At 69.1% G+C, this 21,596-nt stretch carries 15 protein-coding genes and 1 tRNA gene; 9 read left to right on the forward strand and 7 right to left on the reverse strand.

Annotated elements, in window-relative coordinates; translation table 11 throughout:
* Nucleotides 1-295: 295 nt before the first annotated feature.
* On the forward strand, nucleotides 296-1,747 hold the full coding sequence (locus ACSSVZ_RS17130) for an APC family permease (protein WP_453971919.1): 1,452 nt from the start codon (nucleotides 296-298) through the stop codon (nucleotides 1,745-1,747).
* A gap of 103 nt (nucleotides 1,748-1,850) precedes the next feature.
* The gene (locus tag ACSSVZ_RS17135) at nucleotides 1,851-3,380 is read left to right on the forward strand and encodes a YifB family Mg chelatase-like AAA ATPase (RefSeq protein ID WP_453971920.1); all 1,530 of its coding nucleotides are present in this window, start codon (nucleotides 1,851-1,853) and stop codon (nucleotides 3,378-3,380) included.
* Nucleotides 3,381-4,617: 1,237 nt separating this feature from the next.
* Here ACSSVZ_RS17135 and ACSSVZ_RS17140 read toward each other — a convergent pair.
* Together ACSSVZ_RS17140 and lipA are read right to left on the reverse strand one after the other, a co-directional pair.
* Complete coding sequence (locus ACSSVZ_RS17140) at nucleotides 4,618-5,070, reverse strand: type II toxin-antitoxin system RatA family toxin (RefSeq protein ID WP_453971921.1); 453 nt, start codon at nucleotides 5,068-5,070, stop codon at nucleotides 4,618-4,620.
* Nucleotides 5,071-5,699: 629 nt separating this feature from the next.
* Entirely contained in the window at nucleotides 5,700-6,680 is a 981-nt protein-coding gene (gene lipA / locus ACSSVZ_RS17145) for a lipoyl synthase (protein ID WP_453971923.1), read from the reverse strand.
* Between the two features lie 276 nt (nucleotides 6,681-6,956).
* Between lipA and ACSSVZ_RS17150 the strand changes: the two genes are divergently transcribed.
* From ACSSVZ_RS17150 to ACSSVZ_RS17165, 4 genes are all read left to right on the forward strand, one after another.
* Nucleotides 6,957-8,120: an MFS transporter gene (locus ACSSVZ_RS17150; protein WP_453971925.1), complete on the forward strand. Its 1,164-nt coding sequence runs from the start codon at nucleotides 6,957-6,959 to the stop codon at nucleotides 8,118-8,120.
* 155 nt (nucleotides 8,121-8,275) lie between these two features.
* Nucleotides 8,276-8,491 (forward strand): cysteine rich repeat-containing protein, encoded by a 216-nt coding sequence (locus ACSSVZ_RS17155; RefSeq protein ID WP_453971927.1) that lies wholly within the window; start codon nucleotides 8,276-8,278, stop codon nucleotides 8,489-8,491.
* A gap of 227 nt (nucleotides 8,492-8,718) precedes the next feature.
* On the forward strand, nucleotides 8,719-9,900 hold the full coding sequence (locus tag ACSSVZ_RS17160) for a patatin-like phospholipase family protein (RefSeq protein WP_453972082.1): 1,182 nt from the start codon (nucleotides 8,719-8,721) through the stop codon (nucleotides 9,898-9,900).
* A gap of 118 nt (nucleotides 9,901-10,018) precedes the next feature.
* Nucleotides 10,019-10,582 (forward strand): hypothetical protein, encoded by a 564-nt coding sequence (locus ACSSVZ_RS17165; RefSeq protein ID WP_453971929.1) that lies wholly within the window; start codon nucleotides 10,019-10,021, stop codon nucleotides 10,580-10,582.
* A gap of 96 nt (nucleotides 10,583-10,678) precedes the next feature.
* On the opposite strand, the gene ACSSVZ_RS17170 is transcribed toward ACSSVZ_RS17165, so the two are convergent.
* Nucleotides 10,679-12,055, reverse strand: coding sequence for an aspartate aminotransferase family protein (locus ACSSVZ_RS17170; RefSeq protein WP_453971930.1), 1,377 nt, complete (start codon nucleotides 12,053-12,055; stop codon nucleotides 10,679-10,681).
* Between the two features lie 170 nt (nucleotides 12,056-12,225).
* Nucleotides 12,226-12,558, reverse strand: coding sequence for an SMR family transporter (locus ACSSVZ_RS17175; protein ID WP_453971932.1), 333 nt, complete (start codon nucleotides 12,556-12,558; stop codon nucleotides 12,226-12,228).
* Between the two features lie 626 nt (nucleotides 12,559-13,184).
* Here ACSSVZ_RS17175 and ACSSVZ_RS17180 point away from each other — a divergent pair.
* Together ACSSVZ_RS17180 and ACSSVZ_RS17185 are read left to right on the forward strand one after the other, a co-directional pair.
* Nucleotides 13,185-16,970, forward strand: coding sequence for an EAL domain-containing protein (locus tag ACSSVZ_RS17180; RefSeq protein ID WP_453971933.1), 3,786 nt, complete (start codon nucleotides 13,185-13,187; stop codon nucleotides 16,968-16,970).
* 163 nt (nucleotides 16,971-17,133) lie between these two features.
* Nucleotides 17,134-18,909 carry a diguanylate cyclase gene (locus tag ACSSVZ_RS17185; protein WP_453971934.1) on the forward strand — a complete coding sequence of 592 codons (1,776 nt, stop codon included), beginning with the start codon at nucleotides 17,134-17,136 and terminating at the stop codon, nucleotides 18,907-18,909.
* Between the two features lie 50 nt (nucleotides 18,910-18,959).
* Here the strand turns inward: ACSSVZ_RS17185 and ACSSVZ_RS17190 are convergent.
* Nucleotides 18,960-19,036 (reverse strand) — tRNA-Arg (locus ACSSVZ_RS17190).
* A 266-nt stretch (nucleotides 19,037-19,302) separates the two neighbouring features.
* Here ACSSVZ_RS17190 and ACSSVZ_RS17195 point away from each other — a divergent pair.
* Nucleotides 19,303-20,019 (forward strand): GntR family transcriptional regulator, encoded by a 717-nt coding sequence (locus ACSSVZ_RS17195; RefSeq protein WP_453971937.1) that lies wholly within the window; start codon nucleotides 19,303-19,305, stop codon nucleotides 20,017-20,019.
* A 182-nt stretch (nucleotides 20,020-20,201) separates the two neighbouring features.
* Here ACSSVZ_RS17195 and ACSSVZ_RS17200 read toward each other — a convergent pair whose 3' ends face one another.
* Nucleotides 20,202-20,510, reverse strand: coding sequence for a Dabb family protein (locus tag ACSSVZ_RS17200; RefSeq protein ID WP_453971938.1), 309 nt, complete (start codon nucleotides 20,508-20,510; stop codon nucleotides 20,202-20,204).
* A gap of 212 nt (nucleotides 20,511-20,722) precedes the next feature.
* Complete coding sequence (locus ACSSVZ_RS17205; protein WP_453971940.1) at nucleotides 20,723-21,592, reverse strand: amidohydrolase family protein; 870 nt, start codon at nucleotides 21,590-21,592, stop codon at nucleotides 20,723-20,725.
* Between the last annotated feature and the right edge of the window lie 4 nt (nucleotides 21,593-21,596).

Below are 21,596 nucleotides of genomic sequence, written 5' to 3' on the forward strand. Positions count from 1 at the left end.
CATGACGTTCTCCAAGCTGGCTTCGACAACCGCTTGGAATCACATTCTGGCCCCGGCTATCCACCTCCCGCGCCAGTTTCGAGACGGACTCTAAGACCTTGGCGATTTTCATCGCAGGCGATGCGATGTCGCCCCGTCGAGCCACATCTCGGCCTTGCCACCTCCGCCAGCCTTCCGCCCTCCGCCCGCGCCCTCATCGCCCCCCCGGAACCAACACACTCTCCCCGCCGTTTGGACTCTCAACCGTTAGCCGGTTTCTCAACCCTGGCCGCACGGTGGATTGGGGGAGGCCGGCATGGCGCAGGAACAGGGCACGGGCGGACAAGGTAAGGCCGGGCAAGGTAAGGCCGGGCAACCAAGCGACAGCCAGGGCGCCCACGGGCAAGAGCCCGGGCTGAAGCGCGTCATGGGGCCCGGGCTGCTGCTGCTGTTCATCGTCGGCGACGTGCTCGGCACCGGCATCTACGCGCTGACCGGCAAGGTGGCCGGGGAAGTCGGCGGGATCGTCTGGCTGCCGTTCCTGGTGGCCTTCGCCCTCGCCGCCGTCACCGCCTGCAGCTATCTCGAACTGGTCACCAAGTATCCGCGCGCCGCCGGCGCCGCCCTCTACACGCAAAAGGCGTTCGGGGTGCACTTCGTGACGTTCATCGTCGCCTTCACCGTGATGTCGTCCGGCATCACCTCGGCCTCGACGGCGGCCCGGGCATTCGCGGAGAATTTCGCCGCAAGCTTCGGCTTCGGTGCCGGCGCCGTCGGCGTCACCGCCATCGGCCTCGCCTTCATGGGGCTGATCGGGCTGGTCAACTGGCGCGGCGTCAGCGAGAGCGTCAAGCTCAACGTGGTGTTCACCTGCATCGAGCTGACCGGCCTCCTGATCATCATCCTGATCGGCGCGGCGGCGCTGGCCGGCGGCCAGGGCGACTTCAGCCGCGCCGTCGACTTCTCGTCGGCCGGCGACGGCGGCATCTTCTGGCCGGTGGTGGCGGCGACGACGCTGGCCTTCTTCGCCATGGTGGGCTTCGAGGATTCCGTCAACATGGCGGAGGAATCGAAGGATCCGTCGCGCATCTTCCCGAAGGTGCTGCTCGGCGGGCTGGTGCTGACCGGCGTCATCTACCTGCTGGTCTCGGTGACGGCGATCGCGCTGGTCGAGATCGACGCGCTCAGCGAGGGCGCGACGCCGCTGCTGAAGGTGGTGGAGGCCGGCGCGCCGTGGTTCCCGCTCAGCGTGTTCGGCGTCATCACCATGTTCGCGGTGGCGAACTCCGCCCTGATCAACATGCTGATGGCGAGCCGCCTGCTCTACGGCATGGCGCAGGAGCGCGTGCTGCCGCGCGTCCTCGGCCGGGTCTCGAAGGCCCGGCGCACGCCTTACGTCTCGATCGTCTTCACCACGCTGCTCGCCGCCGGGCTGATCGTCTTCGTCGGCGCGGTTCCCGATCTCGGCGGGACGACGGCGCTGCTGCTGCTCGGCGTCTTCGCCGTCGTCAACGTCGCCGTGCTGGTGCTGCGCTCCGACACGGTCGACCACGCGCATTTCCGCGCGCCGCTCGGCCTGCCCTATCTCGGCGCGGCCTCCTGCGCCTTCTTCGTCGGCCCGTGGACGGGGCGCGATGCCACGCAATACCTGATCGCCGCCGTCCTGCTCGGGATCGGCATCGTGCTGTGGGCCGGCACCGTCTACGCCATGAAGCGGCGCGGCGAGGCGATCGGCGCGCCCGACATGACGGCCCTCTCGGACGCCTGACCGCCGCCTGATCGCCGCCTTGGGGCGCTTCTGTTCCCATAATGTTCTTGCGCGAACTCCCGCCGTCCGCTACTTTTGATTGCGGCTGGCCGGGAGGGTGACGATGGTCTCGCACGTGACGACGGTGGCGTTCCAGGGCGTCGAGGCCGTGCCGGTGGACGTCCAGGTCCAGGTCGGCCCGGGCACCGTCGCCTTCACCATCGTCGGCCTGCCCGACAAGGCGGTGGGGGAAAGCCGCGAGCGGGTGCGCTCGGCGCTGATCGCCTCCGGCCTGTCGCTGCCGCCCAAGCGCATCACCGTCAACCTTGCCCCCGCCGACCTGCCGAAGGAAGGCAGCCACTACGACCTGCCGATCGCCGTCGGGCTGATGGCGGCGATGGGCGTCGTCCCCGCCGACCAGGTGCTCGACTACGTTGTGCTCGGCGAGCTGTCGCTCGACGGCACCATCGCGCCGGTGGCCGGCGTCCTGCCGGCGGCGATCGGCGCCAACGCGCTCGGCAAGGGGCTGATCTGCCCGTCCGCCTGCGGGCCGGAGGCGGCGTGGGCGTCGGGCGACATGGCGATCCTGGCGCCGCGCAGCCTGATCGCGCTCGCCAACCACTTCAAGGGCACCCAGGTGCTGTCGCGGCCCGACCCGAAGGTGCGCGAGGACGGCGCCCCCCTGCCCGACCTCGCCGACGTGAAGGGCCAGGAGACCGCCAAGCGCGCGCTGGAGATCGCCGCTGCCGGCGGCCACAACTTGCTGATGGTCGGGCCGCCCGGCTCCGGCAAGTCGATGCTCGCCCAGCGGCTGCCCTCCATCCTGCCGCCGCTGGCGCCGCGCGAGCTGCTTGAGGTGTCGATGGTGCAGTCGATCGCCGGCCAGCTCGGCGAGGGCCGGCTGTCGGCGCGGCGGCCGTTCCGCGCGCCCCACCATTCGGCCACCACCGCGGCGATGGTCGGCGGCGGCGTCCGGGCGCGGCCCGGCGAGGTGTCGCTCGCCCACCACGGCGTGCTCTTCCTCGACGAGCTGCCGGAGTTCGCCCCGCCGGTGCTCGACGCGCTGCGCGAGCCGCTGGAGACCGCCCGCGCCGTCATCGCCCGCGCCAACCACCGGGTCAGCTACCCGGCGCTGTTCCAGCTCGTCTGCGCCATGAACCCGTGCCGCTGCGGCTACTACGGCGAGCCCGGCCACCAGTGCCGGCGCGGCGACCGCTGTGCCGCCGACTATCAGGCCCGCCTGTCCGGTCCGTTCCTCGACCGCATCGACGTCCGCATCGACGTGCCCGCCGTCACCGCCTCCGACATGGCGATGCCCTCGCCCGCCGAAGGCTCCCGCGAGGCCGCCCTCAGGGTCGCCGCCGCCCGCGCCATCCAGCGGGCCCGCTTCGCCGCCCTCGGCGCGCCGGCCCGCACCAACGCCGAGTGCGGCCCGCGCCTCATCGAAGAGATCGCGGCGCCCGACCCGGAGGGCGCCCGGCTGCTGCGCGAGGCCGCCGACGCCATGCGCCTGTCGGCGCGCGGCTACCACCGCGTCCTCAAGGTCGCCCGCACGCTGGCCGACATGGAAGGCGCCCCCACGGTCGGCCGGCTCCATCTCGCCGAGGCGCTGGCCTACCGCCAGGCCGGCCCCCGCCTGGCCGTCGCCGCCTGACCCGCCGCCCCGCCCCGGAGGCTGGAGGCTGGAGGCTGGAGGCTGGAGGCTGGAGGCTGGAGGCTGGAGGCTGGGAGGCTGGGAGGCTTATGGTTAACGCGAGATTCATCATCCAAGATATTGATCTAAAAGATGATTACATGGACAAATGAGATTGTCCCCGATGTGTTTCACGGGGCCGATCGGGCGCCTGGACGCGCCCACGCAGAAGCACCGCACAGCGCCGCTCGGACCGTGGACATCCGGGTGCGGGACCAGGCAGCGACAGCCCCACGCGGCGAGCCTGAACCCGTGGCGCGGCAAGCCTCCGAACGCGTCCAAAGCGTCCGGAGCCTTGTCCGATCGGGCAAAACCACCCGATCGACGAGAAATGGCTTCGGAATCCGAGACTTGAGCCATTTCTTTCCGCGCGGACGGCTTCGATCTGACCGGAAAATGCGCCAGGGCGTCCAGCGCGCCCGCCCCCTGCCGCCCCGCCCCCGGCCGAACTTCCTCAGCCGGCTAACCTGCTCCTGTTCGGAATGCCTGCGCGGTGTGCCCGGCGGGAGCCCCCAACCGGACGCACCGGCTCTCGTTTGCCGGCTAATGACATGCCAGAACGGGGCCGGCCAGCGTGGCGCCGCGCGCCGGCGGCGGTGGTGCAACAGGCGCGGGAAGCGCCCGCCCCACGGTGTGGCGAAGGTGCCGCCCGGCGGGATGCGGAAGGTGCGCCAACCCTGCGGGATGCCTGAGGTGTGCCAACCCTGCGGAACCCGGGAGCTGTGCCGACCGGCGGAATGCAGAAGGGGTGCGGCCGGCTGGCCGACCCGGCCGCCGCGGCACTGCCAGCATCACCTTCAGCCAGAAGCCGGTGGACGGCGGCAGGCCGGACACTGTGCTCGGATCCCGCCGGGGCCGTGCGGATGCCCCCGCGGGGGAAGCGGGGCGGTCGACCGGCAGGCGGAGCAGCGGGGACAGGAGACGGTCGCCGGCGGGGGATGCGGCACGCTCGGTGATGGGGTCGCGGCGTGCTCAGTCACGGAGCCGGTGCGCGCACAGCTGTGCGCACCCGCACGCGGCCTGCGCACGCCTGCGCACCGTGCCAAATAGCGCAGCCAGAGGCCCGAATCGCGCAGTTTGGTGCCGCGACGCGCCGCCAGCTGCGCACAAGCGGAGCGCACGGCCGAAACCTGTTTCTTTTGAGAGAGTTAGGTGCGCACCGAACCGGATCGATGCCGGTGCGCAGCCAGTGCGCAGCCTAGGTCCCATACACCTGGTCGGCGCGCTCCTCGAAGGCGGTGGCGAAGCGGCGGAAGGCGCGGTCGAACACCGAGCCCATGACCGCCGACAGCGCCCGGCTCTTGAACTCGTAGCTGATGAAGAAGCCCACCTCCGAGTGCCCCTCGTCGATGGGCTTGAAGGTCCAGCGGTTCTCCATGTGGCGGAACGGGCCGTCCAGATATTCCACCGAAATCGTCCGGTTCGGCCGGTCGAGCACCACCCGCGAGGTGAACGTCTCGCGGATGAACCGGTAGGCAACCGTCATGTCGGCGATCAGCAGCTCGGTGCCGTCGTCCTGCTGGCGCCGTCCGCGGACGCTAAGCGACTGGCACAGCGGCACGAATCCCGGATACTTGTCGACATCCGCCACGAGGTCGAACATGTCCTCGGCGGAGTGGGCGACGCGGCGTGTGGTCTCGAAGTGCGGCATGGGGCGGCAGCGGTTCCTGTGCGATCCCTGGTGCATTGCCCGGTCGGATCGTCCGATCCGACCGGAAGGAATGGCTCAGGCCAGACGAAGCCGGAGCCGTGGCAGGTCGATCCATGGGGGCCGCCCGACCGGAAGAGGCTCCGGAGCGCCGACGCGAGACCCGATGTGTCCTGCCCCGATTTACGGGCCTCGGGCGGCAAGAGTCCACCCGAAAGGCGGATATGGGGTGCAACGCACACGGCCCTCGACGGGTTCGCCGCCGGCCCCGCCCGCACCGGTCCGGCGCCCGCCCGCCTGCCGCCACCGCCCGCGCCATACCGGCTGACGAGCAGGCGAGCGAGGCCGCGACGCCGGAGCCGCGGCCGACCGGATCCGAGCACGGCTCCGGAGCGAATTCCCCTTCGTAGTCAATGTCTTGTGAGGCACCCTTTCAGCCGGCCCTCACCCGCGCGGATCGCAGCGCCCTCGCCCGCTCCACCGCCGTGGGGGCAGCGCGCGCAGCTGGCCGCTCGGCCCGGGCGGACCTGATCGGACCGTCGACCGCGCTGCCGGCCGGCCCCCGGCCGGCGGGCTTTCGGATCCGCGGGATCAGAGACTCCTGACCGCGAGAGCTCCCTTCCGCAGCCGCTTCAGGCCGCGCCGACCTTCGCGTCGCGGGCGGCGCGCAGGCGCGCGAAGTCCTCGCCGGCATGGTGGGAGGAGCGGGTGAGCGGGCTCGCCGACACCATCAGGAAGCCCTTGGTGTAGGCGATGGTCTCGAACGACTTGAACTCCTCCGGCGGCACGAACCGGATGACGGCGTGGTGTCGGCGGGTCGGCTGCAGGTACTGGCCGATGGTGAGGAAGTCGACGTCGGCGGAGCGCAGATCGTCCATCAGCTGGAGCACCTGGTTCCGCTCCTCGCCGAGGCCGACCATGATGCCGGACTTGGTGAACATGCCCGGATCGAGCTGCTTCACCCGGTCCAGCAGCCGGATCGAGTGGTAGTAGCGGGCGCCCGGGCGGACCGTGAGATACAGGCCCGGCACGGTCTCCAGGTTGTGGTTGAAGACGTCGGGCCGCGCCTCCACGACGCGCTCCAGCGCGCCCGGCTTGCGCAGGAAGTCCGGCGTCAGGATCTCGATGGTGGTGCCGGGGGCGGCCACCCGGATCGCCTCGATCACCTGGGCGAAGTGCTCCGCGCCGCCGTCGGCGAGGTCGTCACGGTCGACGGAGGTGATGACAACGTGGTTGAGGCCGAGCTTGGCCACCGCCTCGGCCACCTTCTGAGGTTCGGCCGGATCGAGCGCCTCCGGCATGCCGGTGCGCACGTTGCAGAAGGCGCAGGCGCGGGTGCAGGTGTCGCCCATGATCATGAAGGTGGCGTGCTTCTTCGACCAGCACTCGCCGATGTTCGGACAGCCCGCCTCCTCGCATACGGTGACGAGGCCGTTGTCCTTCACGATCGCCTGGGTTTCCCGGTAGACCGGCGAACCGGGCGCCTTGACGCGCAGCCAGTCCGGCTTGCGCAGCATCGGCGTCTCGGGACGGCGGGCCTTTTCGGGATGGCGCGGGCGCGCCTCGGCCGTTGCCGGACGGGGGCGGTCGTTGAGATCGAGAAGCGTTACCATGATGACCTATTGTCGGGCGCCCGGCGCCCTGAATCAAGGCGGGGCGACCAGACGCCCCTCTGCGTCATAGCTGAGCCTTCCGCGCCCCGGGTCAAGCCCCCGGTCTCGGTCGGCTGAAAAAGCCATACCCCAGCCGGCGCGCCGGCGGAACCGGCCCGGCCCGCAGGTCTGCCATCCTCGGGGCGCAGCCACCGGTGGATCCTCGCAGCCCACGGGGGTAGGCTGCCCCGGACCTCCCCGGACGCCGCCCCCGACAGACCAAGGCACCTCCATCACATGACCGAAGACAATTCGGCAGGCCGGGTCATCTGGCTGCTGACGCTGGGCATCATGATCATCGGCTCGAACTCGTTCGTGCTGAGCCCGATCCTCTCCGACGTCGCCGCCTCCATGGACACCGATCCGGTGAAGGTTGCCCGCGCCATTTCGGCGTTCGGGGCCGCCACCGCCGTCTCCTCGTTCCTGTTCGCGGGTGCCGCTGCCCGGATCGGCGCGCGGCGCGTCCTCAGCCTGGGCAGCCTCGCGATGGCCATGGCATTGGCCGGCAGCGCGGCCAGCCGCTCGTGGATCGAGCTCGCCGCCTGCCAGGCGGCCATCGGTGCGTCGGTCGGGCTGATGCTGCCGACGATCTACGGGGTCGCGACCTCGATTGCGCCGGAAGGACAGGGAGGCCAGGTGCTGGGCCGGGTGATCCGCGGCTGGGGCATTGCCCTCGTTCTCGGGGTCCCGTTCTCCTCGCTGGTCTCGGACCTCGCCGGCTGGCGCACCGTCTACGGGCTGCTGGCCGGCGTTGCGGCGTTGGCCTCGCTGGGCTTCCGGCGGCTGCCGTTGCCGGACGCGGTGAGCGGGCCGCGCCCGACCATCCGCCGTCTGGAGGCCCTGCGCCTGCCCGGCGCGGTGCTGACGCTGAGCGTCTGCCTGTTCTACATGATCGCCTTCTACGGGCTGTTCGCCTATCTGGGCGACCACGTCCGCACCGCCTTCGGCGCCAGCGCCAGCGAGGCCGGCCTCGTCGTACTCGCCTATGGCGCCGGGTTCGGCACGGCGAGCTTCGCGATGGGCGCCGTCGACCGGTTCGGGCCGCAGCGCGTGCTGCCGGCCGCGCTCCTTCTGCTCGCGCTGATCTATCTCGGGCTCGATGCGGCGACCCAGCGGTTCGTCACGGCGCTGCCGGCCGCCTTCGTCTGGGGCTTCGCCAACCACGTCGCGGTCAACCTCATCATCCTGCTTCTCTCGCGCCGCGGCGCGGAGGCGAGAGCGGTGCTGATGGGATGGCAGACGACGGTCACCTACGGCGCGATCTTCCTCGGGCCGATCCTGCTGGGCGCCCTCTACGCGCCGTTCGGCTTCGGCGCCGCGGCCGCGCTGTCGGCGGCGTCGGCGCTCGTGGCCGCGCTGCTCGCCTGGACGGCGGGCAGATTGTGGCAGCCGCCCCGATGACCGCCAGGGGTTGCCGGCGGCACGCAGCCGCCCCCGAAAACCGACGGGGACCGTGCCCTGCCGCGGCAATTCCGTTGCCGCCGCATTGGTGCGCAGCTATAGCCTTGGTCCCGACAGAATGCGGAACGGATGTCCGCCCCAGGAGACGCAAGATCATGAAGCCGATCGTGTTCGCCGTGAGCCTTCTTCTCGCCGGTTCGGCCTTCGCCGCCGCCCAGGCCGAATCGCCCCGCCAGGCCTGCCGCGCCGACGCCGAGAAGCTTTGCGCCAGCGCCATTCCCGACCAGCAGAAGGTGCTCGCCTGCCTTGAGGCGAACAAGCCGCAGCTCTCTCAGGCTTGCCAGACGGCCCTGCAGCAGGCCGGCAAGTAAGGCCGCTCCCCGCCGATCCGGCATCCGGCTGCGGCCGGACCGCCGGATTCCGACGGGGGACGGCACGGGAACCGGGCGTCGCGCCGGCATGGCGCGGCGGCCGAGGGGTCGAACGACTGAACGAGTTGGCGTTTCGGGTGCTCCCGCGCACGACCCGCAGCTCAGGGGGGCAACCGTTGCCATATTCCAATCAGATCAGGCGCCTGCGGAGCCTGGCCGGCGTGCTGATGGTATCGCTGGCCCTGGCCGCCTGTGCGTCCGGGCCCGACCGCCCGCTGTTCACCCTCTCAGAAGAGGCCAACCCGGTCGTTCCCGGCTTCGAGAACATCCGCTTCTATGCCGATGACGACGGCACCAACTTCCGCGATCACGTGTTCGCCCAGGTGATGAACCAGGTGCAGGTCGGCGGAATGGGCATCCTGAAGAAGGGCCGTTCCGACTGGCTGATGATTTCCGGCGGCGGCGAGGACGGGGCCTACGGCGCCGGCGTGATGGTCGGCCTGACCAAGGCCGGCAAGCGACCCAATTTCGACCTGGTGTCCGGCGTGTCGACGGGGGCGCTGATGGCGCCGTTCGTGTTCCTGGGCCCGAGCTACGACCCGCAGCTCAAGTCGATCTATACCGAGATCAACAAGAACCAGATCTTCAAGATCGTCGGCCTGCGCGGCATCCTGGGCGGCATGGCGGCGGCAAGCTCCGCTCCCCTCCGGGCGACGATGGAAGAGAAGGTCTCCGACAAGGTCATCGAGGAGATCGCCGCCCAGCACCGGTTGGGCCGGCGCCTCTACGTGGTGACCACCGACCTCGACGCCCAGCGCCCGGTGGTCTGGGACATGGGCGCGATTGCCGCCAGTGCGTCGCCGAACCGCCGCAAGCTGTTCCTCGACGTGCTGCAGGCCTCCGCCAGCATCCCCGGCATCTTCCCGCCGGTGTTCATCACGGCCGAGGCGGACGGGCAGACCTTCGAGGAAATGCACGTCGACGGCGGCTCGACCATGCAGATCCTGACGCTGCCCACCACCATCCAGGCCCAGGAAGATCCCCGGCGGCGGATGGATAAGCGCAAGCGCGCCCTCTACATCCTGATGAACAACACCATGCGGCCGCGCTTCGAGCAGACCAAGCCGAAGACGTTCTCGATCGCCGGCCGCTCGCTGTCGACGATCATCAAGCGTCATGGCATCCAGTCCATCGAGATCATGTACGACCTTACCAAGGCGCGCGGCTTCGACTTCTACGTGACCTATGTCGGGCTCGACTTCGTGGAAGACCTGCCGTCGCCGTTCGACCCGGTCTACATGAACGCGCTGTACGACTACGGCTACAAGCGGGCGCTGGCCGGCGACGTCTGGCGCACGGCACCGCCAACCGGCGGGGCGCTCGCCAAGGGCGGGCTCGCCGCGAAATGACCGGGCGCATCGCCGGGCCCAAGACGATCGGGCCCGGCGATGCCATACGGTGATCGCATTGTTGAGGCGAAGTCTGTCAGGCTGATTTCGGTGTCTTCAGGAGGCGTGTGATCCGTCCATGAAATCCCTCGCATGTGCCCTCGCCCTTCTCGCCTCCGCCGCCACGGCCCAGGCCGCCACCGTCGAGACCCAGGATCCCTACCTGCAGGGTCTGGTGGACAGCATCCTCGGCGGCTGCCTGGATGACGCCGAGGCGATGCGGACCGTCCAGGATCGCTATCTCTCCGAAGACAACAACCTGACCACGGCCTCCGCGGCCGACGTGCGCGATGCCATCGCCGGCGTGCTCAACACGCCGGCCGACAACGTGACCGCCGAGCAGCCCGGTCCGCAGACCGAGATCGGCGCCGTCACGGTGAAGACGGCGGGCACCTACGAGACGCTGCCGATCGTCTCCTATTCGCTGAGCCTGCCCTGCGAATGCGGCTTCTCGTTCTGGGCCGTCGGCTTCAACGCGCCGGAGGCGGACGTGAAGAGGGTGTTCGCCGACGAGCTGGCGGCTGCGCGACAGCGCGTCAAGGACGTGCTGCAGGGCGAAGGCGACGGGCTGGAAATCGGAATCGAACGCAACGACCAGACGCCCGGCGCGCCGACGCAGCTCTACTGCTCCTGGAGCACCTGAAACCGCCGGGCCGGAGGCCGGGAGCAAAGCCTGCCCGGATCGGCGCGCATCGTCGTCCGGACCGGCATGGTCCGGACGACGGCCGGCGTGCCGGCCTCAGGCCGCGGCGGCGGCGGTGCGCTGCAGTTCGTCGAGGGACGCCGCCATGGTCTCGACGATGGTGTCGATCTGCTTCTCGGTGACGATCAGCGGCGGGCACAGCGCCATCGCGTCGTACATGGGCCGGGAGATGAGCCCCTTCTCCAGCAGGATCGCGTTCATCGCCGCGCCGAGCTTGCCGGTCGGCTCGGCGGGCACCTCGAGCGACTTGTCGGCCACCAGTTCGACGGCGCCGATGAGCCCGCGGCCGCGGACCTCCCCCACCAGCGGGTGGTCCTTCAGGGTGGCGAGACCGGCGTGCATGTGCGCGCCCATCTCGCGCGCGTGGGCGACCAGGCCGCGCTCCTCGATGATCTTGAGGTTCTCCAGCGCCACGGCGGCGGCGACCGGGTGGCCGGCGGCGGTGTAGCCGTGGCCGAGCACGCCGATGCGGTCGCTCTCGTCGGCGATCGGCTCGAAGACGCGGTCGTTGATCATCAGCGCCGAGATCGGCAGGTAGGACGACGACAGCTGCTTCGACATCACCATGATGTCGGGGTCGAGCCCGAAGGTCTCGGTGCCGAACATGTTGCCGGTGCGGCCGAAGCCGCAGATCACCTCGTCGGCGACCAGCAGGATGCCGTGCTTCTTCAGGACCGGCTGGATCTTCTCCCAGTAGGTCGCCGGCGGCACGATGACACCGCCCGCTCCCATCAGCGGCTCGGCGAAGAAGGCGGCGATGGTCTCGGGCCCCTCGGCGACGATCAGCTCCTCGAGCTCGGTGGCGAGCCGGGTGGCGAAGGCCTCCTCGCTCTCGCCCGGCCGGCCGCTGCGCCAGTAGTGCGGGCTGCCGGTGTGCAGGACGTTGGCGATCGGCAGGTCGAAGGAGCGGTGATTGTTGGGCAGGCCGGTGAGGCTGGCGGAGGCGATGGTGACGCCGTGGTAGCCGCGCTGGCGGGCGATCACCTTCTTGCGTTGGGGCTCGCCCATGGCGTTGGAGCGGTACCAGATCAGCTTCAGCGCGGTGTCGTTCGCCTCGGAGCCGGAATTGGTGAAGTAGACCTTCGACATCGGCACCGGTGCCATCGAGATCAGCTTCTCGGCGAGGTCGATGACCGGTCCGTGCGAGCGATGGGAGAAGGTGTGGTAGAAGGGCAGCTTGCTCATCTGCCGCGTCGCCGCCTCGACCAGGCGCGTCTCGGAGAAGCCCAGCCCGACGCTCCACAGCCCGGACATCGCCTCGATGTAGCGCTTGCCCTGGTTGTCCTCGACATAGATGCCGTCGCCCTTCTCGATGACCAGCGGGCCGGCCTCCAGATGCTTGCGGGCGTTGGTGTAGGAGTGCAGATGGAAGGCGGCGTCACGCGCCTCGGGAGAATTCGGGGAAACGGTCATCGCTGGACTGAACCTCTGCCTGTAAGCGTCGCCCGACTGCCTGGAATCGGATGGTGATCGATTCTTGTATCTCAGAACGGGGTGCGGGCGGAAAACCGGGTGCCGCACTTGCGCTCTCTATCTCCTCATTGTGACGCATTTGGGCGGACGCGACGACGCACGGCCGGCCGTCAGTGCTTCACGGTGTGGGAGAACACGTTGACGACGACGACGCCCGCCAGAATCAGCCCGAGGCCGACGATGGCGGCGAGATCGAGCGGCTGTTTCGACCAGACCCACGCCACCAGGGCGATCAGCACGATGCCGAGACCGGACCAGATCGCGTAGACGATGCCGGTCGGCATGGTGCGGAGCGGCGTCGACAGGAACCAGAACGCCGCCGCATAGCCGACCACCGCGACCAGGCTCGGGACGAGCCGGGAAAAGCTCTCCGAGCGCGCCAGCGCCGTGGTGGCGATCACTTCGGCGACGATCGCGGCGAACAGGAGCAGGTAGGTCTTCACCGGCAAACCTCGGTCAGGAGCCGCGGGCGCGGCGGATGGCGTCGACAGTACAGGCAAACCGGTCCGGGCCAAGGCGCGCGTGCGCAGCGCCGGCAACGCTGCAGACGGCCGCCGGCACCGGACCTGTCACCCGCCCGGCGCGCCCCTGCCTGCCCGGAAAGATCGAACCTGCGTGGCACACATCTTGTTTTGGTGCCACGGGCAAGCGACTCTGGCGGCCGGAAGGCTTACGATGCGACAATGCGTCGGCCGCGGAAGAACCCCCGTCGGACGGCTTGAAAGGAGTCTGCAGAGGCTTCGAAGGGGCTGGAGGATTGACGGCGGGAGCGCGCAGGCGCCTTGCGGGCAGGCCCACGCCAGCCTTGTTTGCCATGCGGGAGACCCCCTTTCCGATCGAGGGGCGCCGCGACGGAGCTTAGGATCGGTTTGATGGAGGCGTTCCGCTTCGGGGCCAATCGGCCCGGGCGGCAGCGGCTCCATGGCCTCGACGCCGTCGGATCGAAATCGGCCCGACGCCGTGCAACGTGATCGATTCAGAAGCTTGAGAGCGGCATGCGGGCAGGCTGCCGGGCGCGGCTCCGGCCTCATCCCGCTGTGGCGCACGTCGATAGGTGGAAGCGTTTCTGGTGAACGGCGCGACGACACATCTTCCTCTGCCAGGCCGCCGCGCGGCACGCACGCTCGGGCTGGCTGCCGGCTGCTTCCTGCTGCCGCTGATCAGCATCGCGTTCGCCGATCTGCCCGGTCGCCTGGCGATGGTCGCGGCGAGCAGCGCGCTGGCCACAGGCCTGATACTGCGCTGGCATTACGAGGCGCTGGCCATCCGCATCGCCGTCGCCTTCGCGGCGATCTTCTGCGCCACCATGATCACCGGTACCGGGCTCGCCACGCCGCTCGTCACCAGCGCGGCGCACGGCCTGGAGATCGCGGCCGCCGTTCTCGTCCTCAAGCTGGCCGGCTGGCGCTACGACCGGGTGCCGACGATCCGGTCGTTCTGCGCGGGGCTGGTCGTCGTTGCCACCCTGGCACCGGTTGCCGGCGGGGCGCTGGCCGCGAGCCTGCTGCCGCACGGAGGCTGGCTCACGTTCTTTCTCACCTGGTGGTGCGCCGGGCTGATCGGCGCCATCGGCGTCCTCCCCATGGCACTGACATTCCGGACGTCGCTCTCGGGTCCGCCGATGAAGATGTCGGACTGCGCGACACCGGAGTTTCTCGGACTGCTGGCACTCGCGGTCTGCACGACGCTGGTTTCGGTGCGCTTCCTCCCCTACCCGTACATCTACATTGGGCTGCCGATCCTGCTGGCGGCGGCCCTGCTCGGAGCGTGCCGGACCTCGGCGGTGATCGTCATCACGATCGTCACGTATCTCATCGAGGAGGCTCTCTTTCCCGACCCCACCGCCGACCTCCACCTCATGCTGGCCGGCTACGTCTGCATCGCGATCGCGGTTCTGCCCCCCTTCCTTTACGCGCTGCAGCGTGACGCGCTCGTGTTTGCCGAAGACGAAGCCAGGTCCAAGGGGTATCTGTTCCGCCGGGCCATGCACGATTCCGCCATCGGCATGGCGATCGTCGACCTCGATGGCCGGCTCCTCGAAGTCAATCAGGCCCTTTGTTCCATCCTGGGCTACGACCCGGACGAACTGACCAGGACCCAGTTCCGCGACCTGACATTCCCCGAGGACGTGGCGGCTTCGGGCGCCGTCCTGAAATCGCTGTTTTCGGGGAAGACCACTCACAGCCGTCTGGAGAAGCGCTACATCCGCAAGGACGGATCGATTGTCTGGTGCATGGTGTCGGTGTCGCTCATCCGTAACGAGACCACAGACGCGCCGCTCCACTTCGTGACCCAGATCGAGGACGTGAACGCCCGCAAGCTTGCCGATGAGGCCATAGCGGAAAGCGAGAACCGGTGGCGGTTCGCCCTCCAGAGCGGCCGGCAGGCCGTCTGGGAGCTGAACCTGAAAACCGGCAAGACCTACCGTTCGCCTGAGTGGTACTCGATGCTCGGATACAAGGAGGGCGACGTCCCGACCGGCGCGGAGGATTTCCTCCAGCTCATTCATCCTGACGATCGCCAAAAGCTGATCGCCTCCGACCGGGCGATGCTGGAAGGCCGCCGCACGATCAGCGAGGTCGAGGTCCGCTTCCGCCACAAGGACGGCCGCTGGGTGTGGATCCTCGACCGCGGGCGCATCGCCGAATACGACGCGATGGGCGAGCCGGTGCTGATCATCGGCACGCACACCAACATCTCCCGCCGCAAGCAACGCGAAGAAGAAATCCGCATCGCCAACGAACGGATCGCGCTGGCGGTCGAGGCGGCCGACGTGGGCGTCTGGGAGCTCGACACCGTCACCGGGTCGGTCACCTGGGCCCAGGGGATGCATGAGCTCTACGGCCTGGCCCCGGGAACCTTCGACGGGACTCGCGAAACCTGGGCTACCTTGCTCCACCCCGACGACGCGGCCGAGGCATCCAGGAGGTTCAACGAAGGCCTCGAGAAGGGCGGACGCATCGAGGTGGACTTCCGGATCATCCGGCCGGACGGAGCGACGCGCTACATCCGGGCCCTCGCCGAAGTGATCGCAGACGCCGACGGCCGGCCGATGAAGGTGATCGGCACCCAGTGGGACACGACCGACGAGCGCGCGCTGGCCGAAGAGCTGTACGAGGAGAAGGAGCGCCTCCGCATCACCCTGCACTCGATCGGCGACGCGGTGATCACCACCGACGCCGACCTGAAGGTCACCTTCATGAACCCGATCGCGGAAACGCTGTCGGGATGGGAGTTGCGGGACGCCCAGGGGATGGACCTGGCCGATGTCTTCCGCGTCTTCGACGACGAAACCAACCTGCCCGTCCCAAGCCCGGTCGAGGCGTCCATGCAGAGCATGGCGCCGATCTACCTGCAGGACGGCGCCGTCCTCCTCACCCGGTCGGGGACGCGGCTGCACATTCAGGACTCCGCCGCACCGGTTCGCGCGCCGAACGGCGCCGTCATCGGCGCCGTGCTGGTCTTCCAGGACGTCACCCGGACGCGGATGCTCCAGAAGGAGCTCGTGCATGCCGCCCACACGGACAGCCTGACAGGACTTCCGAACCGGCTCGCCTTTGAGCAATCCCTCACCTCGCTCTGCGCCGAGGCGCGCACCCAGTCCGCCCGCCACGTCCTCTGCTTCATCGACCTGGATCGCTTCAAGATCGTCAACGATTCGGCCGGCCACTCGGCCGGCGACGCGATGCTCGTCGACATCGGCCGGCTGCTGACGTCGACGTTGCGCGACGGCGATCTGGTCGCCCGGATCGGCGGTGACGAGTTTGCGCTGCTGCTCCCCGACTGCTCCCTCGAGCGGGCGCGCGAGGTGTGCGAGCATCTCGTCAACGTCATCCGCAACTTCGTCTTCCACTGGGATGGCCACGTCTACGACATCGGCGCCAGCATCGGCATCACTGAGATCAGCGGCACGCACCCGGAGCCCGCCGAGCTGATGCAGGAAGCGGACGTCGCCTGCTATACGGCGAAGTCTGCGGGACGGGGCCAGGTGTCGGTCTACCGGCCCGACAAGAGCGATGCCGAACGCCATCACCGCGAGATCAACGTCGCCGCGAAGCTGCGGATGGCCATCGATTCGAACCGCATGATGCTGTTCGGGCAGGACATCATCGCGCTGCACGGCGCGCCCGGCGCAGACGGACGGCACATCGAGATCCTGATCCGGATGCGCGGCGAGAGCGGCGAACTGCTGGCCCCCGGCGCCTTCATCCCGGCGGCGGAGCGCCACGGAATGATGGCCGGCATCGACCGCTGGGTCATTGCCGAGGTGCTGCAGGGCAACGCCCAGGCGTTCCACGACAATCCGCAGCTTTCCGTGTCGATCAACCTGTCGGCCAACTCGCTGGACGACCCGTTTCTCTGGCCGTTCGTGCACGACCAACTGACCTACGCCGAAATCGCCGGCGACCGGATCTGCTTCGAGATCACCGAAACGGCCCTGATCAACAATCTCGCCGCCGCGACCTTCTTCGCCCGCTCGGCAAACCAGTACGGCTGCCGGATCTCCCTCGACGACTTCGGCGTCGGGCTGAGCTCGTTTTCCTACCTCAAGAACTTTCGGGTGGACGAACTGAAGATCGACGGCAGCTTCATCCGGCAGATCGAGGAAAACAACGCCGATACGCAGATCGTCGAGGCGATCATCAGCGTCGGCAAGGCGCTTGGCATCGCCACCGTGGCCGAATGGGTTGAGGGTCCGGAGACGCTGGAAATCGTGAAGCGCCTCGGGGCCGACAGGGCGCAGGGCTACTACATCTCTCCGCCCAAGCCGCTCGGTCTCCTGCTGAGCGAAAAGAGCCCCGCGGAGCGGATCGGGAGGGTCGAGGGCCTCTTCCAGCCCGGCAGCGACAGCTGATCGGACGGACGCGGACGGCGCAAAGGGCACGCCGCTCGCAGCGGTTGCACCGGCTGCACCGGTCGGCCACCATGCATGGCGCGGTCACGGTCGGCGCGTTGTCCCCTGTCGATGGGATCCCGGCAACGAAACGGCGTCGACGGGACGCCCCGAGGAAGGTGGGATGAGGCCCGGCACCGACCCGACAGACGACAATCGCCCGCCGCCACTCCCGCGACTGCACCGCGACGGCAGGACCCCGGCGCGCAAGCGGATCGCCAGCCGGCTGGGCGCCGATCCCGGCTTCCGCCGATCGGTGCTGGCTTGGTTCGGCGTCTTCTTCTCCGGTTCGCTTCTGCTGGCGGGCGCCGGGCTCTATTTCGTCCAGGAGCGCGAGCAGGCCCGGCGGCTTGCCCAGCTGAAGGCTGAAGAGAGTGGCGTCGTATTCGCCCAGATGGGCGCGATCGGAGAACGGCTGACGCTGGTGCGCTCGGACGTGCTCTACCTGCGCAACGAGATCGAGATCCTGCTGAACGCGCCGGGGGAGACGATCGACAGCGCCGAGAGGAAGGCCGAATCCGCCTTCAAGAACTTCTCGCAGTCGCGCGGCATCTACGACCAGATCCGGATCATCCGGCCATCGGGCCGGGAAACCCTGCGCATCAATTTCAATGGCGGCTCGCCCATCCGCGCCGACCCGTCGCGGCTGCCGAACGAGCGGAACCGACCCTACGTCACCGCAGCGCTGCAGCTGCGCCACGGCCAGATCCACGTCTCGCCGCTCGATCTCAACGTGGAAAGCGGCGTCGTCGTCCGGCCGTACAAGCCGACGATCCGCGTATCGACGCCGTTGCAGACGGCGGACGGGAACCGGGCCGGCGTGCTGGTCCTGCACTATCTCGCCTCGTCGATGCTGACCGCCGTCGAAAGCGCTGCGGACCTGGCGAACGGCGCTCCGATGATGCTCAATTCGGACGGTTACTGGCTGGTGTCCCACGTGCCGCCGCCGACCTGGGGCTTCATGTTCCCCGACGGTAACGACGAAACGATGGAGGTGCGCTATCCACGCACCTGGGCGCGCGCGCAGCAGGCACCCTCCGGGCAGGTGCTCACCGCCGAGGGTTTGTTCAGCTACAGCGTCGTCGACCCCGTGAGCGACATCATGACGGGCGTGCGCGACTTCGAGGGGTTCGTCCCGCCGCGCTCCGCCGCCGGCAGCGCCGGCAGCGATCAGCGCTGGTACGTCGGCACCTTCATCGATGCGGCCCAGCTGGAGGCGGCGATCAGCGAACCGTCCCGGGCGGCGCTGTTCTATGTCGGGCTCGTGGTTGCGCTGTGCTTCCTGGGCTCCACAGCCGCCGCGTTCGCACTGGCCGAGGCGCGCCACTACCGGACGATGCTGGAGCGGCTGGCCCGCTTCGACAGCCTGACCGGCCTTGCCAACCGCCGCACACTGGAAGAACAGCTCGACATCGAGATCGCCCGCGCCGGCAAGAGCGGCAACCGCATGCTGCTCGCCTTTCTCGACATCGACGGATTCAAGAGCATCAACGACGAACTGGGGCACACCGTCGGCGACCAGGCCCTCGGCGACATCGCCCAGAGCATCGAGGCCGAGATCCGGGCATCCGCGGGCCCGGCGCCCCGCGGTGGAAAGGAGGCCGCCCTCGCCGCGCCGTTTGCCGCGCGCCTGGGCGGAGACGAGTTCGTCGTCCTGTTCCCCGATGCCCGCGACATCGACGCCGTCCGCCGGACGCTGGAGCGCCTCGGAACCGCCATCCGGGTGCTCAGCTGGGAAGGACACACTGTCGGCGTGAGCATCGGCGCCGCCATCTACCCCGACCACGGCCTGAGCCGCGACCAACTTCTGGAGACGGCGGACGAAGCCATGTACCGTGCCAAGACCTCCAGCTGCCGGACGCTGGCGATGGCCGGGCCGGAACCGGCGCCCGCTCCCTGACGTGAGAGGCAGCCAGGCCCCCCGTCGCCGGACAGGGCACAAGGAAACGGTGGTGTCCCGGAAGGGATTCGAACCCCTGACCCCGAGATTAGGAATCTCGTGCTCTATCCTGCTGAGCTACCGGGACACTGGCACCGGTATAACGGCATCGGCCCGCGACGGGCCAGAGGCAATCGCGCAAAAACTGGCGGGCGCTTGCCCCCGCGGGCAAGCCTCGCGCCGCCGCCTTCCACCCGCCACGGCATAGCCCGGTTGGGTAAAGCGGCGGTCCGGGTGGCCGGCTTCGCACGCCGATGCCGCGATCCGCACGGTTCGCGTCGGCGCGGCGATTCCACCCTGGCTCGAAATGCTCTAGACCTGAAGGCACCCGAAGCTGCAGAAGGCCCGTTCCCTTTGGTCGACACCGCCCATGCCCCCTTCCCGGTTCCCGACCCCGGCCAGCCGGCGCCGACGACCCGGACGGCGGAGGCCTATGCGCGGCTGCGCCACGACATCCTGTCAAACGCCTTCTCGCCGGGCCAGCGCATCACCATCCAGTTCCTGCAGAAGCGCTACGAGATCGGCCCGACGCCGCTGCGCGAGGCGCTGGCGCGGCTCGCCGCCGACGGCTTCGTCATCGGCGAGGACAACCGCGGGTTCCGCGTGCCGCCGATGTCGCTGGCCCGCCTGCGCGACATCACCGACCAGCGCAAGCTGATCGAGGCCCAGGCGCTGCGGCTGTCGATCGCCCGTGGCGGCAAGACCTTCGACGGGGCGCTGCGCGACGCCTACGCGAAGATGGCGGAGCTCGACGCCGGCCGCAGCCGTGGCGAGGAAGGCGCCTACATCGCCTGGGAGAACCAGCACCGGCTGTTCCACGCCGCGCTCATTGCCGGCTCGGGCTCGGAGTGGCTGATCCGCTTCCAGGGCATCCTGTTCGACCAGGCCGACCGCTACCGCCGTCTCTATTCCGACGGACGGCGCATCAACCCGGAAATCCAGAAGGATCACGAGCGCATCCTGGAAGCGACGCTGGACAAGGACGCCGAGATGGCGGCGCTGCTGCTGGAACGCCATATCGAGCGGGTCTACGCCACCGCCAAGCGGTCGGGCCGGCTGCCTGAGGCGTAGACCGCTTTGAATTCGGGACCGATCGGACGGACGTCATCAAGTGCGGTCCTGCCGAAGGCGAACAAGCCAGACCCAATGAAACGGGGCGCAAGGCCCGACCGGCAGATGGCGAGCCTCGCGCGATCGTCAATCTCCCCGCCCCTTGAGGGGGAGACCCAGGAGGGATGACGTCCCTTCAGACCTCAAACCGGCATGTCAAACACCAGCAGGCCGGAGGTACCGCCGGCCGCAGCGGCGATCAGGCGGTCGCCGACGATCCGATGGTCGGGGTGGCCGAGATAGACGTCGCGGGCAGCGACGTTCTCGAAGGTGACGATGAAGCCGTCGGAGTAGCCGCTGTCGAGGCCCTCCGGCGAGACATTGCTGCCGGACCTCACTTCGATGATGCCGTCGATGACATTCTTCAGGGCGGCGATGCCGTCGTAGATCGCCTGTCTTTCGGTTGCCGGCACGTCCGGCCGGAACCGCACGAAAACGCAATGCACGATCACGGGTGATGTCTCCCCTTGTGGGCTCCGTCACCGCACACCGGCCCGGAACCCCAGCATAGTTGAGAAACGATCACGGCGCATCTCAGCGCGGGAGGCGAGCGGAAAGCCGGTCTCCGCCTGCCCTCATCCCGCCCTTGATGAACCGGCGCACGAAGCGCACGCGGCGTTGAGGCGACCGCGCCCATGCGACCCGCCGGGCCAGGACGGTAGTCCTACCGGAATCCGTAGAGCCGGGCCGGGTTGTCGACCAGCACGGCCTGACGGACCGTGTCGGTGCCCGCCCACCCCATGAACTCGTCCATCAGGTCGCCGTCGTTGGGCATCGGCCCATCGAACAGCAGCGGATGCGGCCAGTTGGTGCCCCACAGCACCCGGTCCGGCCGCGCGGCGAGGACCGCCTCGGCCATCACCCGCATGTCGTCGAACGGCGCCGCCTCGCCGGACAGGCGGTACCAGCTGCACACCTTGGTCCAGCAGGTGTCGGTCTTCGTCAGAAGCTCCAGCAGCGCCTGGAACGGCGCGCTGTCGACGCCCTCGACGCCGGTCACCCGGGCCATGTGATCCAGGACCACGTCGACCGGCAGGTTTCGGATCATCGGGACCAGGGCGGGGAGTTCGTCGGCGCTCTTCAGGTGCAGCAGGATGTGCCAGCCGAGCGGCGCGACCTTCTCCGCCATGCGGACGATGTTCTCGGTCCCCACCCCGCCCGACAGCAGTGTGGAGAGGCGAAGGCCGCGGATGCCCTTCGCGTCGAGGTCGGCCAGGTCCTCCTCGGAGATGTCCGGCGAGACCACCGCGATGCCGCGCGCGCTGTCGCCCAGCGCCGCGATCGCGTCGGTGGTCACCGAGTTGTCGAAGCCGTGGGCGCCGGGCTGGACGATGACCGACCGCGCGATCCCCAGCGTCTCGCGCAGGCGCCGGTAGGCCTCGACGGGCGAATCCGGCGGGGTGTAGCTGCGCGGCTCGGAGAACGGGTAGCGGCTCTGCGGCCCGATGACGTGGCAATGGGTGTCGCAGGTGCCGGCGGGGGCGGCGATGCGCGGCGCATGCGGGTTCGGATCGGGCGCGAGGCAGGGACGCATCTGG

The sequence above is a fragment of the Amorphus sp. MBR-141 genome (assembly GCF_053628695.1).